This window comes from Microbacterium sp. RG1 (assembly GCF_005347485.1).
Classification (GTDB): Bacteria; Actinomycetota; Actinomycetes; order Actinomycetales; family Microbacteriaceae; genus Microbacterium; species Microbacterium binotii_A.
On sequence record NZ_CP034121.1, the window covers coordinates 2134246 to 2152078 of the forward strand.

Sequence of the window (17833 nt, forward strand, 5' to 3'; positions counted from 1 at the left end):
ACCTCGGCACCGTCGGCGTCTACGCCTGCGCTCTGAGCGCAATCCCCGCCCAGGTGTCGGCGGCTACGTCCACAATGATCGGGTGAGTGATGTGCTCGGCCAGTTCTCGCCTGCCACGCAGGACTGGTTCCGGGGCGCCTTCGCCGCTCCGACCGATGCGCAGGCAGGGGCCTGGCACGCGATCTCGCAACGACGCCACGCGCTCGTGGTCGCCCCCACCGGCTCCGGAAAGACACTGTCGGCCTTCCTCTGGGCGATCGACAGCGTGTTCCGCGAGCGGACGGCGTCGCCGACCCCCGCGAAGGATGAGCCGCGCACCCGCATCCTCTACATCTCTCCGTTGAAGGCGCTCGGCGTCGACGTGGAGCGCAACCTCCGCTCGCCCCTCGTGGGAATCGGGCAGTCCGCCCGGCGCCTGGGCCTCGCCGCGCCCGACGTGCGCGTCGGTGTGCGCTCCGGAGACACCACGTCCTCGGACCGACGCAAGCTCGTGAGCGATCCGCCCGACATCCTCATCACCACACCCGAGTCGCTCTATCTGATGCTCACGAGCCAGGCGTCCGAGACCCTGCGCGGCGTGCACACCGTCATCATCGACGAGGTGCACGCGGTGGCTGCCACCAAGCGCGGAGCGCACCTGGCCGTCAGTCTCGAACGCCTCGACGCGCTGCTCGAGACTCCGGCGCAGCGCATCGGCCTGTCGGCGACCGTCCGCCCGATCGACGAGGTCGCACGGTTCCTCGGGGGTGCGGCGCCCGTCGACATCGTCGCCCCGCGCGCCACCAAGGCCTTCGACATGACCGTCGTGGTGCCCGTCGACGACATGCTGCATCCGCCGCCTCCTCCCGGGCAGCAGGCCGAAGCCGAGGGCGAGGACTGGTTCGCGTCGGGCGGGGGCGAGAGCACCGAGGTCACGGGCTCGCTGTGGCCGCACGTCGAAGAGGCGATCGTCGACCGCATCCTCCAGCACCGTTCGACGATCGTCTTCTCGAACTCCCGCCGGCTCGCCGAGCGCCTCACCGGCCGTTTGAACGAGATCTACAGCGAACGGCTGGGGCTCGACCTGCCCGACCCCGCCGTGCCGGCGGCGATGATGGCGCAGGCGGGGGCCACCGCGGGCGCCGAACCGGTGCTCGCCAAGGCGCATCACGGCTCCGTGTCCAAAGAGCAGCGCGCCATCGTCGAGGACGAGCTGAAGTCGGGCGTGCTCCGCTGCGTCGTCGCCACGAGCAGCCTGGAGCTCGGCATCGACATGGGAGCGGTCGATCTGGTGATCCAGGTCGAGGCGCCGCCATCGGCCGCATCGGGACTGCAGCGCATCGGTCGCGCCGGTCACCAGGTCGGCAAGGTCAGCCGCGCGGCCCTGTTCCCGAAGCACCGCGGCGACGTGCTGCACACCGCGATCGTCACCGAACGGATGCTGGCGGGTCGGATCGAGTCGATCCGCGTGCCGCAGAACCCGCTCGACATCCTCGCCCAGCAGACCGTCGCGGCCGCCGCACGGGGAGCGATCGAGGTCGAGGACTGGTTCGAGACCGTGCGGCGCAGCGCACCGTTCCGGACGCTCCCCCGCTCCGCCTACGAGGCGACGCTCGATCTTCTGGCGGGTCGATACCCGTCCGACGAGTTCGCGGAGCTCCGGCCGCGGCTCGTGTGGGATCGCGATCACGGCACGCTCACGGGCCGTCCGGGCGCGCAGCGGATCGCGGTGACCAGCGGCGGCACGATCCCCGACCGCGGCCTGTTCGGCGTGTTCGTCGCGGGTGAGAGCCAGAACGCCCGCGTCGGAGAGCTCGACGAGGAGATGGTCTACGAGTCGCGGGTGAACGACGTGTTCACGCTCGGCACGACCAGCTGGCGCATCGTCGAGATCACGCACGACCGCGTCAACGTGGTGCCCGCGTTCGGCCAACCCGGCAAAGTCCCGTTCTGGCACGGCGACGGGCTCGGCAGACCGGCAGAGCTCGGCGAGGCACTGGGCGCCTTCTCGCGTGAGGTCTCGGCCGCCGAGCCCGCCCGCGCCCGGGAACGCCTGACCGAGGCCGGGCTGGACGCCTTCGCGCAGGACAACCTGCTCGCCTACCTCGCAGAGCAGCGCGAGGCGACCGGTTCGGTCCCCACCGATCGCTCGCTCACGGTGGAGCGCGGGCGCGACGAGGTCGGCGACTGGCGCGTCATCCTCCATTCCCCGTACGGCATGCAGGTCCACGCACCGTGGGCGCTGGCGGTCAACGCCCGCATCAGGGAGCGCCTGGGCGTCGAGGGGTCCGCCGTGGCCAGCGATGACGGGATCATCGCCCGCGTCCCGGATGCCGAGGCGGAACCACCGGGCGCCGAACTCTTCGTGTTCGACCCCGACGAGCTCGAGCAGATCGTCACGGACGAGGTCGGGGGCTCCGCGCTCTTCGCGTCACGATTCCGCGAATGCGCCGCCCGTGCCCTGCTGATGCCGCGGACGAATCCCAACCGTCGCAGCCCCCTCTGGCAGCAGCGGCAGCGTTCGGCGCAGCTGCTGGAAGTCGCACGCCGTCACCCCACCTTCCCGATCATCCTCGAGACCCTGCGCGAGGTGCTGCAGGACGTCTACGACCTTCCGGCGCTGACCGGGATCGCACGCAAGATCGCGGATCGACGCATCCGTCTGGTCGAGACGACGACCTCGCAGCCCTCCCCGTTCGCGCGCGATCTACTGTTCGGCTACGTCGGCGCGTTCATGTACGAGGGCGATTCGCCGTTGGCCGAGCGCCGCGCCGCCGCGCTCTCGGTCGACCCGGCGCTGCTGGGCGAGCTGCTCGGCAAGATCGAGATGCGCGAGCTGCTCGATCCCGACGTCATCGCCCAGTTCGAACGGGAGGCGCAGCGACTCGACGACGAGCGCAGAGCCCACGGGCTCGAGGGCGTCGCCGATCTGCTGCGTCTGCTCGGACCTCTCGGCGTCGACGAGCTGACGTTGCGCCTGACCGACGGCGAGGAGGCGGCGCGGTATGCGACGGAGCTGGTCGAGGGCCGCCGCGCGATCCGGGTCGGTATCGCCGGGGCGGAACGGATCGCCGCGATCGAGGATGCGGGGCGGCTGCGGGACGCCCTCGGCGCCGCTCTTCCGGTGGGACTGCCCGTGGCGTTCCTCGAGCCGGTGGCGGATCCGCTCGGCGACCTCGTCGCGAGGCACGCCCGCACACACGGCCCGTTCACCGCCGACCAGGTCGCCGAGCGGTTCGGTGTCGGGGTCGCTGTCGCACGGCACACGCTTCAGCGCCTGGAGTCATCGGGGCGGGTCACGAGCGGCTTCTTCCTGCCCGAGTCCGCCGCGCGCCGCAGCGACGACACCGAATGGTGCGACAGCGAGGTGCTCCGGCGGTTGCGGATGCGGTCGCTGGCCGCCATCCGGGGCAGCGTCGAGCCCGTCTCCCCCGACGCCTTCGCCCGTTTCCTCCCGGTCTGGCAGCACGTGACCCGACCCCTGGAGGGGATCGACGGCGCCCTCGCCGTCATCGAGCAGCTCGCCGGTGTCCCGATCCCCGCGAGCGCCTGGGAGTCTCTCGTCCTGCCTTCACGGGTCAGGGACTACACGCCCTCGATGCTCGACGAGCTGACGGCCACGGGAGAGGTCGTCTGGGCCGGACACGGCGCGCTCCCCGGCCGCGACGGGTGGGTGTCACTGCATCCCGCCGACGCCGCTTCCCTGACTCTGGCCGTCCCCGAGGACGAGGTCGCCGCCGATTCGCTCGACGCCCGCATCCTCGAGGTTCTCGCCGCCGGCGGCGCGTACTTCGCCGCGCAGGTGCGAGAGCTCGCGCAGGCGGAGAACGAGCAGTCCGTCGTCGACGCGCTCTGGCGACTGGCGTGGGCGGGCCGGGTGACCAACGACACCTTCGCCCCCGTACGCGGGCTGCTGTCGGGCGGCTCGCAGGCGCATCGGGTGGCCCGGCGGGCGCCGCGCGCGCGGACGTTCCGCGGCACGAGCATGCCGCGCCCGACGGCTCCGGCGCGGCCCGCATCCGTCGGCGGGCGGTGGTCGCTGCTTCCGACGCCCGAGAGCGACCCGACGCTGCGCCACACCGCCGCGGCGTCACTGCTGCTGGATCGCTACGGCGTGGTGACCCGCGGCTCCGTGCAGAACGAGGGCCTGCCCGGAGGCTTCGCCCAGGCGTACCGCGTGCTCGCCCAGTTCGAGCAGGCGGGGCACTGCCGACGCGGCTACCTCATCGAGAAGCTGGGCGCGGCGCAGTTCGCCGCGTCGGCGACGATCGACAGACTCCGCGAGTTCGCCGCGGTGGGCGACCCGCCGCCTCGCAGCGGCGTCACCCTCGCGGCGACCGATCCCGCCAATCCCTACGGGGCAGCGCTCGGTTGGCCGGCGCGCGAGGGCGTGAAGCATCGACCCGGGCGCAAGGCGGGGGCGCTGGTCGTGCTCGTCGACGGTGACCTCGTGCTGTATCTGGAGCGCGGTGGCAAGACGGCGTTGAGCTTCACCGACGATGAGGACGCCCTCGCGGCCGCCGCGGCGTCGCTCGCGCAGACCGCGCGCGCCGGGAGGCTCGAAACCCTCACGATCGAACAGGTAGACGGTGCGTTCGTCTTCGGCACGGTGCTGGGCCGGTTGCTGCGCGATGCCGGTTTCGTCGAGTCCACACGGGGCCTGACGCTGCGTCGGCTCACCCCCGGGGACGCGGCGCGAGCGGAGCGGTCGACGCGTGCCTGAGGGCGACACCGTCTACCGCGCGGCGGCCCGCCTGCACGCCGCCCTGGCCGGGCGCGTCGTCGAGCGGTTCGATCTGCGTGTTCCGCAGCTCGCGACACTCGACTTGCGGGGCCAGACCGTGCACGCGGTCGTGCCGCGCGGCAAGCATCTGCTGGCGCGCATCGGCGATCAGACGCTGCACTCGCATCTGAAGATGGAGGGCGAGTGGCACGTCTACGCCCCCGGCGCCCGATGGCGCAAACCCGCTTTCAAGGCCCGGGCGATCGTCGGGGTCGCGACGGCGGATGCGGTCGGTTTCGATCTGGCCATGATCGAGGTGGTCCCGACCGCGCGGGAGGACGAGCTCGTCGGTTACCTCGGCCCCGATCTGCTCGGTGCCGATTGGGATGCTGCCGAGGCCGTTCGCAGACTCGGCGCCGACACGCGTGCCGCCCACGTCGCGGTGCTCGATCAGCGAAACGTCGCGGGTTTCGGCAATGTCTATGCGAACGAGCTGCTTTTCGTGCGCGGCATCCATCCCGAGACACCCGCGACCGAGATCGATGCCGCCGGGCTCATCGAGACCGGTGCGCGCATGATCCGCGCCAACCGGGACCGTCCCGCGCGGACGTTCACCGGCCAGGACCGCGCCGGAGAACGCACCTGGGTGTACGGGCGCGCCGGCAGACCGTGCCGTCGTTGCGGCACCCTCATCCGCGAGACCGCGCTGGGTGCCTCGCCGACGGCAGAACGCAATGTGTTCTGGTGCCCGCGCTGCCAGCCCGCGCCCGCCTGATCGCGCGGCTGACGGCGCCGGGATCAGTGCCCGATGTAGCGGCCGGGCCTGTGGTTCATGGCAAGGACCAGGTTCAGCAGCACGGCGCCGATCGCGCTCAGCAGCACGGCGGGTGCCGGGATCACCAGCAGCGAGATCAGGATGATCACGAGGTCGAGGATCAGCTGGGTCCAGCCCGCACGGAAACCGGTGCGCTCCTGGATCAGCAGGGCGACGATGTTGATCCCGCCCAGGCTCGCCTTGTGGCGGAACAGGATCAGCAGACCGACGCCCGCCAGCAGGTTGCCGCCGAGTGTGCCGTAGATCGGGTCCAGGCTCTCGATGTGCAGGAGTGCGTGGTGCACGACCGACCATCCCGACACGAGCGCGATCGAGACCGCCGTACGCAGGGTGAAATCCCACCCCTTCTTCCAGATCGCCAGCACGGCGAAGGGAAGGTTCACGACGGCGAAGATCAACCAGAACGGCCATGAGGTCGCGTAGTCGAACAGCAGCGCGACGCCCGCGGTGCCGCCAGTGACCGAGCCCGCCGACTGCAGCAGGTAGAGACCGAGCGAGGCGGCGAACGTGCCGGTCAGAATGCCAAGGATGTCCTCCGGCACACTGTGCGCCGTCTGCTTGACGTCGAAGACCAGCGTCGAGGCGGTCTCAGGGGCGCTCGGGCGCGCTCCGAGCTCCGGTTCCATCGCGTCGGCGGCGGACTCGGCGGGCTCCGGATGCGGCTCGTTCACGTCGTCCATCGTGCCACTTGGATGAGGCGGCCCCGCGCCGCTGCTAGGTCGTCGAAGCGTACGGCGCAACCCGCATCCGATCCCGCGTCGGCTCCGAATAGGGTTCAAGGCCGGGAGAGTGCCGGGTCGGGAATGAAACCCCGTACCGGATCGTTTCGATCAGTGCTGGCACCTCGAGGTCCGGAGGAGGCGATCGTGGGCAAGAACTACATCGATATCGAGAACGAGCGCGGTGAGATGCTGCGCTACCGCAAGCACGTGAATGGACGCGGGCTCATCGCGAACGGCGCGAAGGTCCACCCGACGGCGGTGGTCGAAGCGGGCGCCTATGTGGAGCCCGGCGCGCAGATCGCTGCTGACGTCTACGTCGGCCGCGGGGCGTGGATCGAGAGCGACGTCGTGATCGGCCCGAAGGTCAAGATCGCGCCGCACGCGCACATCGGTTCCCGCGCACATGTGGGCGCCGGCGCGCAGATCGGCGTGCGCACGCAGATCGGCCCCGGAGCGAGTGTCGCCGGTGGTTCGCTGATCGGCGACGACCAGACCATCGCCCAGGGCGAGCGTGTGGCCACCGATCGTCGGGGGCTTCGCTCCGCCGCCTGAGCGCACCGCATCCGTCACCCGCATCGTTCGCCTGTCCCAGATCGCGCCCACCGGCGCGAGATGAGACAGGCGAACTGTCGTTGCGGGGGCACCCCTCATACCCGAGTTGCGTCGCATCTGCGCAGATGCCTCGGGCCCCGCACGCCCCTCGGCACCACACGCGCCTCGCGAGCCACGAGCTCGCGGCGGCTAGCCTGGGGGCATGGCTGGTCGAGGGTCACCGAAGGGCGGGAGGAAGCCCGCACGCTCCGCAGCGACCCGCAGCACCGCCGCGCACCGGCCGCCCCAGAAGGGATCGCCCCGCACGTCCCCCAAGAAGCCGGCCCCGACTCCGGAGCCGCAGATCCCCGAGGGCCCGTTCCGCCTCGGCGCGATCCCGGGGGCCACGCCCGGCAAGTGGATCGACATCTGGCACGAACGGATGCCGCGCACCCCCCTCGAACTCGTACCGCTCGAGGTCGCCACGCAGGAGCAGGCGTTGCAGAGCGGGCAGGTGGATGCGGCGCTGGTCCGCCCGCCCGTCGACGCCGACCGCTGGCATCTCATCCGCCTCTATGAGGAGACGTCCGTGGTCGCCTTCTCCGCCGACTCGCACCTCACCGCGGGAGAGGCGCTCGCGCCCGAAGACCTCGCGGGCGAGGTGCTCATCGTCCCGGCGGACGATGTACTCGACCCGCACGTCCCCGGCACCGTCCCCCCGGCCTTCGCGGCACCTGCGACGACGGCGGACGCCATCGAGATCGTCGCGTCGGGTGTGGGCATCGTGATCGTCCCGATGTCGCTCGCCCGGCTCCACCACCGCAAGGACGTCGAGTACCGGGCGCTCACGGGCGCGGCGACCTCACCCGTCGGATTCGCGTGGCCGCGCGAGGACGCCTCGCCGCTCGTCGACACCTTCATCGGCATCGTCAGGGGCCGCACCGCGCAGTCATCGCGCGACTGAGCGGCCTCAGCGGCGGCCACCACAGCCGCGCCATAGAATCGCAGGATGGATTCCCGCCCGCTGCTGTACCTCTGCGCGCGCCCGCAGCGGGATGCGGCCGAGGCGGAGTGGGCATCGTTCCGCATCGCGATGGGACGCGACGCCGACGGACTCCACGCATGGGATCTGGTCCGAGCCCCCCTGCCGGCCGACGCGATCGAGAGTTACGCCGGCTTCGTCGTCGGCGGCAGCCCCTTCAACGTGACGACCTCCGACAAGGGTGCGGTGCAGAGCAGGCTCGAGGACGACCTCGCCCGCGTGGCCGAGGCCGCCGCGTCCGGCGCGACGCGGGCGATGTTCACCTGTTACGGCATCGGCGTCGTCACCAGCGTCTTCGGGGGCACCGTTGCCGACACGTATCCCGAGGGGACGGGTGCGACGACCGTCGCCCTCACGGATGCGGGGCGCCGCGACCCGGTGTTCGGTGGGCTGCCCGAGCGATTCGACGCCTTCACGGCGCACAAGGAGGGCACCGACATCCTGCCGTCCGACGCCGTCCTGCTCGCCACGAACGAGGACTGCCCCGTGCAGGCGTACCGCGTCGGCGAGAGCCTGTACACGACCCAGTTCCACCCCGAGCTCACGCCGCAGGACTTCACGGCGCGCATGCGGATCTATCGCGACGGTGGATACTTCGATCCGAGCGAGTTCGACGTGGTGGCTGCTCGTGTGCTGGCCTCCCCGGTCACCGAGCCCGCCCGCATCCTGCACGCCTTCGCGCGTCTGTGAGAGACGGTCGACTCAGCGGCGACGCAACCGTTGCGCGACGCGCACGACGGTGACGAGGGCGATGACCACCGCGGCGCAGACGGCGGCCGTGCCGATCGCCGCGCTGTGCGGCTGATCGGTCAGTCGACCCACGGCGAGCCACGAAAGCCCCCAGCACAGGGCGAGGGAGGGCGCGACGCGGCCGAACCAGGCGATGCCGCATCCGATCGCCGCCACGGCGACCAGGACGACGATGCCCCAGACGTCCGCCGCGTCCTCGGCGCCGGCGGGCAGGATGCGGGTCAGCAACGCCGCGGTGTTCGCGACCGTCGCGAGCGTCACCCAACCGAGGTGAAGTCCCGTCACGCCGTCGATCAGCACGGCGGACACGGCACCCTCGCGCGGCTGCATGATGGCACGGCGCCACGTGATCGCGAGGGCGACGAGCAGCAGCACGATGACGAGCACGGTCAGCGGCAGCGTGGTGAACTGCGCCGAGACGAGCCAGAGGCCGTTGAGCACCTCGGTCGCGGCGATCAACCACCCGAGACGTCGCTGGCGCTCACTCGAGCGCTGACCCGGTAGCGCCTGCCAGATCGCGTAGGCGATGAGCCCCAGGTAGACCGCCGACCAGATCGAGAACGCCTGCCTGGCCGGCGCGAGATAGCTCGCATCGGCGTCGAGGGCACCGTCTTGCAGGTCCTGCACGGCGGTGCCGCCGAACAGGCCGGTACCGACCATGGCTGCGACCAGCATGAAGCCGGTCGCAGCCAGGACGACGATCTGACGCGTGAGGTCGGATGAGCGCGAGGTGGCGACGTTCATGCCATAACGCTAGATAATCTAGCTATCCCACGCCAGGGGTTGACAGCCCCATCGGCGGCTCGATGTTCCCGTCGTCGAGCGAGCACCCATTCGTCGAGTGAGCACTCCATTGCATGCTCGCTCGACGAACGGATGCTCCTTCGGCGGGAGGGTCGGGGGTCAGCGGTAGCTCGAGAGCACCCGCTGAGACTCCCGCTCCGCCTTCTCGTTCGCCTTCCCTTCGCGCGAGCCCGCGAGCTTCGCACGGATGTGGTCGCCCACGGTGATGGGCTCGTACAGATCCGGGTGCTCCGCGTCGATGCAGGAGGTCAGCGTCTCGATGAGCGCGTCCACGTCGCCGTCGTGGAAGAAGGCGGCCGATCGGCGACGCTCGATCGTGCCGTCGATCACGGGCGGCTTCACCCGGTGCAGGGTGGACATCCACCGCTCGTTCGTCCAGCGCGCCGTCACATCGCCGAGGTTGATGAGAAGCGCGTCGTCGGCGGGAGCGACGTCATTCCACGACCCGTCGGCGCCGAGCACCTGCAGGCCCTTCACCTGGTCGGCCCAGAGGATCGTCACGATGCCGTAGTCGGTGTGCTCGCCCATGCCCACGAGGTCGCCGTCCAACGTCACGTCGGTCCCGGGCGGCAGCGCGTAGTTGTTCATCCGCATGACGTCGAGGGAGTGGCCGGTGCGTCTGTCGAAGAACTCGGGCTCCAGCCCGAGCGCGTCGGCGAAGATGCGGGTCATCGTGCGTGCCACGCGCGCCGCCTCGGCGAAGTACGCCTGAACCTGCGCCTCGAAACCGTCGACGTCGGGCCACAGGTTGTCGGCGTACTCCGGCTGCGGAAGACCCGGGGATGCGGGATAGGCGGCCTGTGCGGCACCGACGTTGAACGCCTCGAAGAAGTCGTTCATCCGGTTCGCCGACTCGACGCCGAGCGAGAGGCTGAGGGACTCGGATTTGGGCGGGCTGTAGCCGCGGTTGATCTGCGGGGGTGTGCGATAGGTCTTCTTCTGCTCCAGATCGAGGGCGAAGAAGCGGTCCATCGCGTCGGTCAGGCCGGCGGTGACCGCATCCGGAATGCCGTGTCCGGTGATCTGGATGAAGCCGACCGTGCGGCAGGCGTCGTCGATCGAGCGCGCGACCTCGGCTTTCGCCTCGGGGCTGCCGTCGGAGACGTACGCGGTGATGTCGACGAGGGGGACGTGGAAGGTCATGGCGACTCCTGGGTGGGGATCGCCCTCGGAAGGGCGACCGATGGGTATCGAGGTAGCCACTTCACGGTTTCCCACCGCGGCTTCCGACGGCCGCGGCGCGTGTTTACATGAACGCTGCCGCCAGGCTAGACGGCTTGCGTTTCCCCCGCGTTACATCTCGCACGGCCTGCCCGGTCGGGCGTGAGACGGTGCGCTTGTAGATTCGGAGGGGTTCGCGATGAAGGGGGATCACCACCATGACGGTTGAGTTGCCGGGGCTACCGCCTCTGACCTGGACCCACAGCGAGGGTCGGTACGACCGGGAGGGCGACGTGCTGGCGCTCACCTCCGACGCGGAGGTCGACTGGACGAACGACGCGACCGGTGCGCCGCCGTCGCACACCTCGACCAGTCTCTCCTTCGACATCGACGAACCCTTCCAACTCTCCGCGTGCGTGTCGGTGGACACCCCTCGCACCACATTCGATGCCGCTGTACTCACCCTGTGGGTCGACGAGGACAGCTGGGCGAAGCTGTGCTTCGAGAACTCGCCGCAGGGCGAGGAGATGGTCGTCAGCGTCGTGACGGATCGCTACTCCGACGACGCGAACGGCCCCGTCATCCGGGAGGGGTCGGTCTGGCTCCGCGTGTCGAGCCTTCCGGGCGGCGCGTACGCCTTCCACTACTCGACGGATGGCGTCGTCTGGCGCTTCGTGCGTCAGTTCCGGCTGAACGCGTCGACACGCCCGCGGGTCGGCTTCATGTCGCAGGCGCCCATGGGCCCGGCCGCGACCGCCCGCTTCCGGGACATCTCCCTGGTCCGCGAGCAGCTCGCGGACGTGCGCGACGGGAGCTGAGCGCCGGGCCGAGCCGTTCGCCGAGCGAGCATCCATTCGCCGCGTGAGCACTGCATTGCATGCTCGTTCGACGAATGAATGCTCATTCGGCGGGATGCGGCGACCTCAGCCCCGCGGCGGGCCGAGCACCACGGCGGCATCCGCCGGAACGGTCACCGCGCCCGCAGCGGGCGAGACGGGGGCGGTGGCGAGCAGCACGTCCTCCGCCGCCTCGAGCGGCACGTGCCACGGCTCGGCGGCGAGGTTCACGATGACCCGCAACGGCCCGCGGCCCAGCACGAACCGGCGCGCGGACGGCGCCGCATCCGGTCGCTCGATCGCGGCGGACAGGTGCGCCGACGCGGGGTCGGTGAGCTCGGGCCGCTCGCGCCGCAGCCGCGCGAGGTTCCGGTGGAGCGCGAGGATGCGGGCATGGTCGCCCGCCTCGGCCTCCTCCCACACGAGCTTGGCGCTCTGGAACGTCGCCGGATCCTGCGGGTCGGGCACCGAGGCTTCGTCCCAGTCCGTCTTCGCGAACTCCTCCGCACGCCCCTTCCGCACCGCCTCGCCGAGCCACTCCTCCGGATGCGAGGTGAAGAACGGCCACGGGGTCGACGCGCCCCACTCCTCGCCCATGAAGAGCATGGGCGTTCCGGGCGCGGTCAGCGTCAGCACGGCCGCGACCGCCAGCCGGTCGGGCGAGAGCGTCGCACTCAGCCGATCGCCTGCGGCGCGGTTGCCGATCTGATCGTGGTCCTGGGCGAAGGTCACGAGACGCCAGGTCGGCACCTCCGCGGGGATCGGATGCCCGTGGTGGCGCTCCCGGAACGACGAGTACGTGCCGTCGTGGAAGAACCCGCGCGTCCACACCTTCTCGAGCGCGTCGGATGCGGCGAAGTCCGCGTAATAGCCGGTGACCTCACCGGTGAGCGCGACATGGACGGCATGATGCCAGTCGTCGCTCCACTGCGCGGCCAGACCGTAGCCGCCGGCCTCGCGCGGCAGGATCAGCGTCGGATCGTTCATGTCGCTCTCGGCGATGAGGGTCAGCGGCCGGCCGACGTGCGCCGACAGGGCGTCGACGGCCTCCGCCATCTCGCGCAGGATGTGGACGGGTCGCTCGTCGTGCAGCGCGTGCACCGCATCCAGCCGCAGCGCGTCGACGTGGTAGTCCCGGAGCCACATCAGAGCGTTCTCGACGATGTAGGCGCGGACGGCCGGCTCGTCGAGGTTGACGGAGTCGCCCCAGGTGTTACGGGTGCCCTCGCGCAGGTACGGGCCGAACTCCGGGAGGTAGTTCCCGGACGGACCGAGGTGGTTGTACACGACGTCCTGCACGACGGCGAGGCCCGCGGCATGGGCCGCGTCCACGAAGCGCGCGTATCCCGCCGGGCCGCCGTAGGCCTCGTGCACGGTGTACCAGGCGACGCCGTCGTAGCCCCAGTTCCAGACGCCGTTGAACCCGTTCACGGGCAGCAGCTCGATGTGACTCACGCCCAGTTCGACCAGGTGCGGCAGCCGCTCGATCGCCGCGTCCAGCGTCCCCTCCGGCGTGAACGTGCCGAGGTGCAGCTCGTAGATCAGACCGCCCGCCAGCTGCCGGCCGGTCCACGCCGCGTCGGTCCACGCGAACGCGGCGGTGTCGACCCACGCGGATGCCGCGTGCACACCGTCGGGCTGCCGGCGCGAGCGCGGGTCGGGGCGCAGCTCGCCGTCGTCGAGCACGAACCCGTATCGCTCGCCGTCGGCGAGATCGACCGGGGCCTGCCACCATCCGTCCGCCGCCGCGGTCAGCTCACTCTCGCGGCCGAGCCCGGCACCCGAACGCATCCTCACCCGCCGCGCCTTCGGCGCCCAGAGCTCGATCATCGTCTCGTCCTCGTCTCGTGGCCGGGTCGTCATGCGCGCGGCGCCGCGAGCGCGACCGGCGTGAGGAGGGCGACCGGGTAGGTCGCCAGCAGTTCGGCGAGCGGGATCGGCTCGGTGTCGAAGACCCGGCCGGTCAGCTCGTCCTGCACAGCGCCGGCGGGATGCAGCAGCGTGGCGTCGCCCCATCCGCCGCGGGCCGCGAGACCCACCGGCAGCCGGGTCGCGACCGCGATCGCTCCGCCGCGATCGAAGGCCACCGCGTGCTCGGCGGCGGCGCCGGTCACGGTCACCGGTGTGTAGCGGGTGAACAGGTGCGGGCGGTCACGACGCAGGCGCAACGCGCGGGAGACCACCAGGAGCTTGGCTGCGGCGCCCTGGTCCACGGGCGGCACGAGCCCCTCATCCAACCGCGCGAGCGTGGCGGCGCGGGCGGCGAAGTCGACGTGGCGGCGGTTGTCCGGGTCGACGAGCGACTGCTCCCACAGCTCGGACCCCTGGTACACGTCGGGGATGCCGGGGCCGGCGAGCTGGAGGACCTTCGCGGACAGGCCGTTCGAGTAGCCGGCCGCGGCGATCTCGGCGACGAACGACTCGACGAGCGGGCGCGCCGGGCCGAAGGCGGCGTCGACGACGGCGTGCATCCTCCGCTCGAAGTCCTCGTTCACCTCGAGCCAGCTGGTCGCCTCGCCGGCCTCGCGTGCGGCCTTCTCCACGTAGGCGTGGAGGCGCTCGGCGCTCGCGGGCCAGGCACCGATGACGGCCTGCCAGAGCAGCGCGTCGAACGGTCCGTGGCCGGTCGTCGCGATCTCGCGCAGCGCGTCGAGCGTCTCCGCCCACCGCTCGGGGATCTCTGAGAGCACGTCGAGCCGCGCCCGGACGTCCTCGCCGCGTTTCGTGTCGTGCGTCGACAGCGCGGTGAGCGAGTGCGGCCACGAGGCGTGCCTGCGGGCGAAGGCGGCGTGGAATCCGGCGACGTCGAGCGCGAACTCGGAGGGGTCTCCCCCGACCTCGGTCAGCGAACCGAGACGGGTGAAGCGGTAGAACGCGGTGTCTTCGACCCCCTTCGCCATGACCGGCCCGGTCGTCTGCTGAAAGCGCTGCGCGAGCTCGCTCGAGCCGTCGGCGAGCAGCGGTACGAGAGCGGCGATCGCCTCGGCGAGATCCGGTCGGGCAGCGGATGCGGCCTCCGCCGCCTCGTCGAGCCACGCGCGCCCCGCCGGCAGGTAGCTGCGGTAGGTGGGGAACAGGGCGAGGAGCTCGGCCAGGGCGTCTCGCGCCCCGGGGATGGGTGTCGGCAGCAGGCGCACCAGCCGCGCGACCTCTGAGGCCTGGATCGTATCGGCGATCTCGCGCTTCGTCCCGTGGATGAGCTCGCCCCAGGACGGCGCCGGGGGCAGTCCGGTCTCGATGCGCAGCTGTGCGTCGAGGGCGTCGAGTCCCGCTCGCCCGGCGGGGTCGACGAGCACGCGCTCGATCTCGCCGAGCGCGTCGTAGCCGGTCGTGCCGACGGTGTGCCACCACGAGGGCAGCTCCTCGCCGCGCTCGAGGATCTTCTCGACCCACACGGGCAGGCCGTTCGTCACCTCGGCGAGGCGCGCGAGGTACCCGCCCGGGTCCCGCAGCCCGTCCGGGTGGTCGACGCGCAGACCGTCGACGAGCCCCTCGCGCACCCACCGCAGGATCTCGACGTGCGCGTCGTCGAAGACGCGCGGGTCCTCGACGCGGACGGCGGCGAGCGTCGTCACGGCGAAGAAGCGCCGGTAGTTCAGCAGCGCGGCCTCGTCGCGCCAGAAGCGCAGCTCGTAGTGCTGTCGGTCGAGCACCGCGGCGACGTCGTCGGGCTCGAGGCCCTCGAGCGAGCCCGGCGCGAGCGGCAGCTCGTGGTCGTAGTAGCGCACGAACCCGTCGGGCGCATCCGGAGCGGGTGTCGGGTCGACGGTGATCTCGCCGATCACCTCCGCGAGCGGAGCACCGAGGACGGGCAGGCGCACCCGTCCGTCGTCGAGCGCGCGATCGACGTCGAACGCGGCCGCTCGCACGGACGCCTCGCCTAGGCGCAGGTAGTCCCACCACCACGGGTTCTCGCGCGGGATCGAGACCCCCATGTGGTTGGGAACGATGTCCACGAGCACGCCGAGCCCCGCGTCGTGGGCGGCCGCCACGAACCGGTCGAGCGCCTCACCACCGCCGCGGGCGGGGTCGACGAGGGAGGAGTCGACGACGTCGTAGCCGTGATCGGAGCCGGTCGTCGCCTTCAGCAGCGGCGACAGGTACACCCAACCCACGCCGAGGTCGGCGAGGTAGGGGACGACGGCGGCGGCCGCATCCAGATCGAAGCTCGGACGGATCTGCAGGCGGTAGGTCGAGGCGGGCAGCATGCGTCCTCCGGGTCAGTGCGGGAGCTCGGACTTGGGAGCAGCGCCGGGCACCTCGTCGACAGGGACCGTGAGGTTCTGCGTCAGGGATGCGGCGACCGAGTGGTCGGGCTCCGCCTCACTCTCGTGGTGCTCGCGCAGCACGATGAGCGACTTGGTCTCGACCGGCAGCACGTCGCCCGGGCGGACGGGCTCCGAGTCGGCACGGTTGCCGGCGGTGTCGACGAGCACGTCCCATTCGGGCGAGAAGTCGACGTTCGGCAGCGTGAACTCCACCGGCTCATCGCCGGCGTTGAAGAGCACGATGAAGTGGCTGTCGATGATCTGCTCGCCCCGGCGATCGCGTTCGCGGATGCCGTTGCCGTTGAGGAAGACGCCGACGGCACGGCCGAAGCCGGAGTCCCAGTCCTCGGGACGCATGGGCGTGCCGTCGGGACGCAGCCACACGATGTCGGGCACGGGCGCGTCCTCTTCCTGCAGCACCGGACGTCCATCGAAGAAGCGGCTGCGACGGAACGTGGGGTGATCGCGGCGGAGACGCGACAGCGCCGCGGTGAACTCGATCAGGGGAAGGTCGACGTTCTCCCAGTCGACCCACGTGATCTCGTTGTCCTGCGCGTAGCCGTTGTTGTTGCCGCCCTGCGTGCGGCCGAGCTCATCGCCGTGCAGGAGCATCGGGATGCCCTGGCTGAGCAGCAGCGTCGCGATGAAGTTGCGCTGGGCGCGGGCACGGAGCGTCAGCACCTCGACGTCGTCGGTCGGACCCTCGACGCCGAAGTTGTACGAGCGATTGTGCGATTCGCCGTCGTTGCCGTCCTCGCCGTTCGCGTCGTTGTGCTTCTCGTTGTACGAGACGAGGTCGCGCAGGGTGAATCCGTCGTGCGCGGTCACGAAGTTGACGGATGCGACCGGCCGCCGCCCGGAGTTCTCGTACAGGTCCGCGGAACCGGTGAGCCGCGAGGCGAACTCGCCGAGCGTGGCCGGCTCGCCGCGCCAGAAATCGCGCACCGTGTCGCGGTACTTGCCGTTCCACTCGGTCCACTGCGGCGGGAAGTTGCCCACCTGGTATCCGCCGGGTCCCACATCCCATGGCTCGGCGATGAGCTTGACCTGGCTGACGATCGGATCCTGCTGCACGAGCTCGAAGAAGGCGGCGAGGCGGTCCACCTCGTAGAACTCGCGTGCGAGGGTGGCGGCAAGATCGAACCGGAAGCCGTCGACGTGCATCTCGAGCACCCAGTAGCGCAGCGAATCCATGATCAGCTGCAGCGCGTGGGGGTTGCCGACGTTGAGACTGTTGCCCGTGCCGGTGTAGTCCGTGTAGTACCGCTTGTCGTCGGCTTCGAGGCGGTAGTACGCCTCGTTGTCGATGCCCTTCATCGACAGGGTCGGCCCGAGGTGGTTGCCCTCGGCCGTGTGGTTGTAGACCACGTCGAGGATGACCTCGATGCCGGCCGCGTGCAGCGCCCGCACCATGCCCTTGAACTCCTGCACCTGCTGCCCGCTGCCGCCCGTGGAGGAGTACGTGTTCTGCGGCGCGAGGAACGCGATGGTGTTGTAGCCCCAGTAGTTCGACAGCCCCTTCTGCTGCAGGGTGTCGTCGTCGACGAACTGGTGCACGGGCATGAGCTCGATGGCGGTCACGCCGAGCTTCTTGAGGTGCTCGATGATGACCGGATGCGCGATCGCGCTGTACGTGCCGCGGATCTCCTCGGGGATTCCGGGATGGAGCTTGGTGAGGCCCTTCACGTGAGCCTCGTAGATGAAGGTCTCCGAGTAGGGCGTCTTCGGCTGGCGGTCGCCGCCCCAGTCGAAGAAGGGGTTGATGACGACGGCCTTCATCATGTGCGCGGCGGAGTCGTCGTCGTTGCGCGAATCCGGGTCGCCGAAGTTGTAGCCGAAGAGCGACTGGTCCCAGTCGATCTGACCGTCGACGGCCTTCGCGTACGGGTCGAGCAGCAGCTTGTTGGGGTTGAATCGCTGGCCCGACGCGGGGTCGTACGGACCGTGCACGCGGTAGCCGTAGCGCTGCCCCGGGCCGACGTTGGGCAGGTAGGCGTGCCAGACGAACGCGTCGACTTCGATGATGTCGAGACGCGTCTCGACGCCGTCGTCGTCGAACAGGCACAACTCGACCCGCTCGGCGCCTTCGCTGAAGAGGGCGAAGTTCGTACCGTTCCCGTCGTACGTCGCCCCCAGGGGATATGCCGATCCGGGCCAGGTGTGCACGTCGTCGCCTCCCGGG

12 protein-coding genes are annotated in these 17833 nt (G+C 70.7%); 6 read left to right on the forward strand and 6 right to left on the reverse strand.

Going from position 1 to position 17833, the window contains the following annotated elements; translation table 11 throughout:
• The first annotated feature begins 82 nt into the window (after positions 1–82).
• Positions 83–4702 (forward strand): ATP-dependent helicase, encoded by a 4620-nt coding sequence (locus EHF32_RS10380; protein ID WP_137418105.1) that lies wholly within the window; start codon positions 83–85, stop codon positions 4700–4702.
• Positions 4695–5477 (forward strand): DNA-formamidopyrimidine glycosylase family protein, encoded by a 783-nt coding sequence (locus tag EHF32_RS10385; RefSeq protein ID WP_137418106.1) that lies wholly within the window; start codon positions 4695–4697, stop codon positions 5475–5477. Before EHF32_RS10380 ends, EHF32_RS10385 begins: the two co-directional genes overlap by 8 nt.
• Positions 5478–5500: 23 nt before the next feature.
• Here EHF32_RS10385 and EHF32_RS10390 read toward each other — a convergent pair whose 3' ends face one another.
• The gene (locus EHF32_RS10390) at positions 5501–6163 is read right to left on the reverse strand and encodes a YitT family protein (RefSeq protein WP_137419207.1); all 663 of its coding nucleotides are present in this window, start codon (positions 6161–6163) and stop codon (positions 5501–5503) included.
• Positions 6164–6403: 240 nt separating this feature from the next.
• Here EHF32_RS10390 and EHF32_RS10395 point away from each other — a divergent pair, with 240 nt between their 5' ends.
• From EHF32_RS10395 to EHF32_RS10405, 3 genes are all read left to right on the forward strand, one after another.
• Positions 6404–6811: a transferase gene (locus EHF32_RS10395; RefSeq protein WP_137418107.1), complete on the forward strand. Its 408-nt coding sequence runs from the start codon at positions 6404–6406 to the stop codon at positions 6809–6811.
• A gap of 202 nt (positions 6812–7013) precedes the next feature.
• Entirely contained in the window at positions 7014–7754 is a 741-nt protein-coding gene (locus tag EHF32_RS10400; protein WP_137418108.1) for a LysR family substrate-binding domain-containing protein, read from the forward strand.
• Between the two features lie 45 nt (positions 7755–7799).
• Positions 7800–8522, forward strand: coding sequence for a glutamine amidotransferase-related protein (locus tag EHF32_RS10405; protein WP_137418109.1), 723 nt, complete (start codon positions 7800–7802; stop codon positions 8520–8522).
• A 12-nt stretch (positions 8523–8534) separates the two neighbouring features.
• Here EHF32_RS10405 and EHF32_RS10410 read toward each other — a convergent pair whose 3' ends face one another.
• Both EHF32_RS10410 and EHF32_RS10415 read right to left on the reverse strand, forming a co-directional pair.
• Entirely contained in the window at positions 8535–9326 is a 792-nt protein-coding gene (locus EHF32_RS10410; protein ID WP_137418110.1) for a tryptophan-rich sensory protein, read from the reverse strand.
• 159 nt (positions 9327–9485) lie between these two features.
• Positions 9486–10529 (reverse strand): isopenicillin N synthase family dioxygenase, encoded by a 1044-nt coding sequence (locus EHF32_RS10415; protein ID WP_137418111.1) that lies wholly within the window; start codon positions 10527–10529, stop codon positions 9486–9488.
• A 236-nt stretch (positions 10530–10765) separates the two neighbouring features.
• On the opposite strand from EHF32_RS10415, the gene EHF32_RS10420 reads away from it, so the two are divergent.
• The gene (locus tag EHF32_RS10420; RefSeq protein WP_137418112.1) at positions 10766–11365 is read left to right on the forward strand and encodes a DUF1349 domain-containing protein; all 600 of its coding nucleotides are present in this window, start codon (positions 10766–10768) and stop codon (positions 11363–11365) included.
• Between the two features lie 105 nt (positions 11366–11470).
• Here EHF32_RS10420 and treZ read toward each other — a convergent pair whose 3' ends face one another.
• The 3 genes from treZ to glgX are packed head-to-tail and all read right to left on the reverse strand — an operon-like array spanning position 11471 to position 17817.
• Positions 11471–13213: a malto-oligosyltrehalose trehalohydrolase gene (gene treZ, locus EHF32_RS10425; RefSeq protein ID WP_137418113.1), complete on the reverse strand. Its 1743-nt coding sequence runs from the start codon at positions 13211–13213 to the stop codon at positions 11471–11473.
• A gap of 29 nt (positions 13214–13242) precedes the next feature.
• Positions 13243–15591 (reverse strand): malto-oligosyltrehalose synthase, encoded by a 2349-nt coding sequence (gene treY / locus EHF32_RS10430; RefSeq protein WP_137418114.1) that lies wholly within the window; start codon positions 15589–15591, stop codon positions 13243–13245.
• 12 nt (positions 15592–15603) lie between these two features.
• Entirely contained in the window at positions 15604–17817 is a 2214-nt protein-coding gene (gene glgX, locus EHF32_RS10435) for a glycogen debranching protein GlgX (protein ID WP_137418115.1), read from the reverse strand.
• Positions 17818–17833 lie beyond the last annotated feature (16 nt).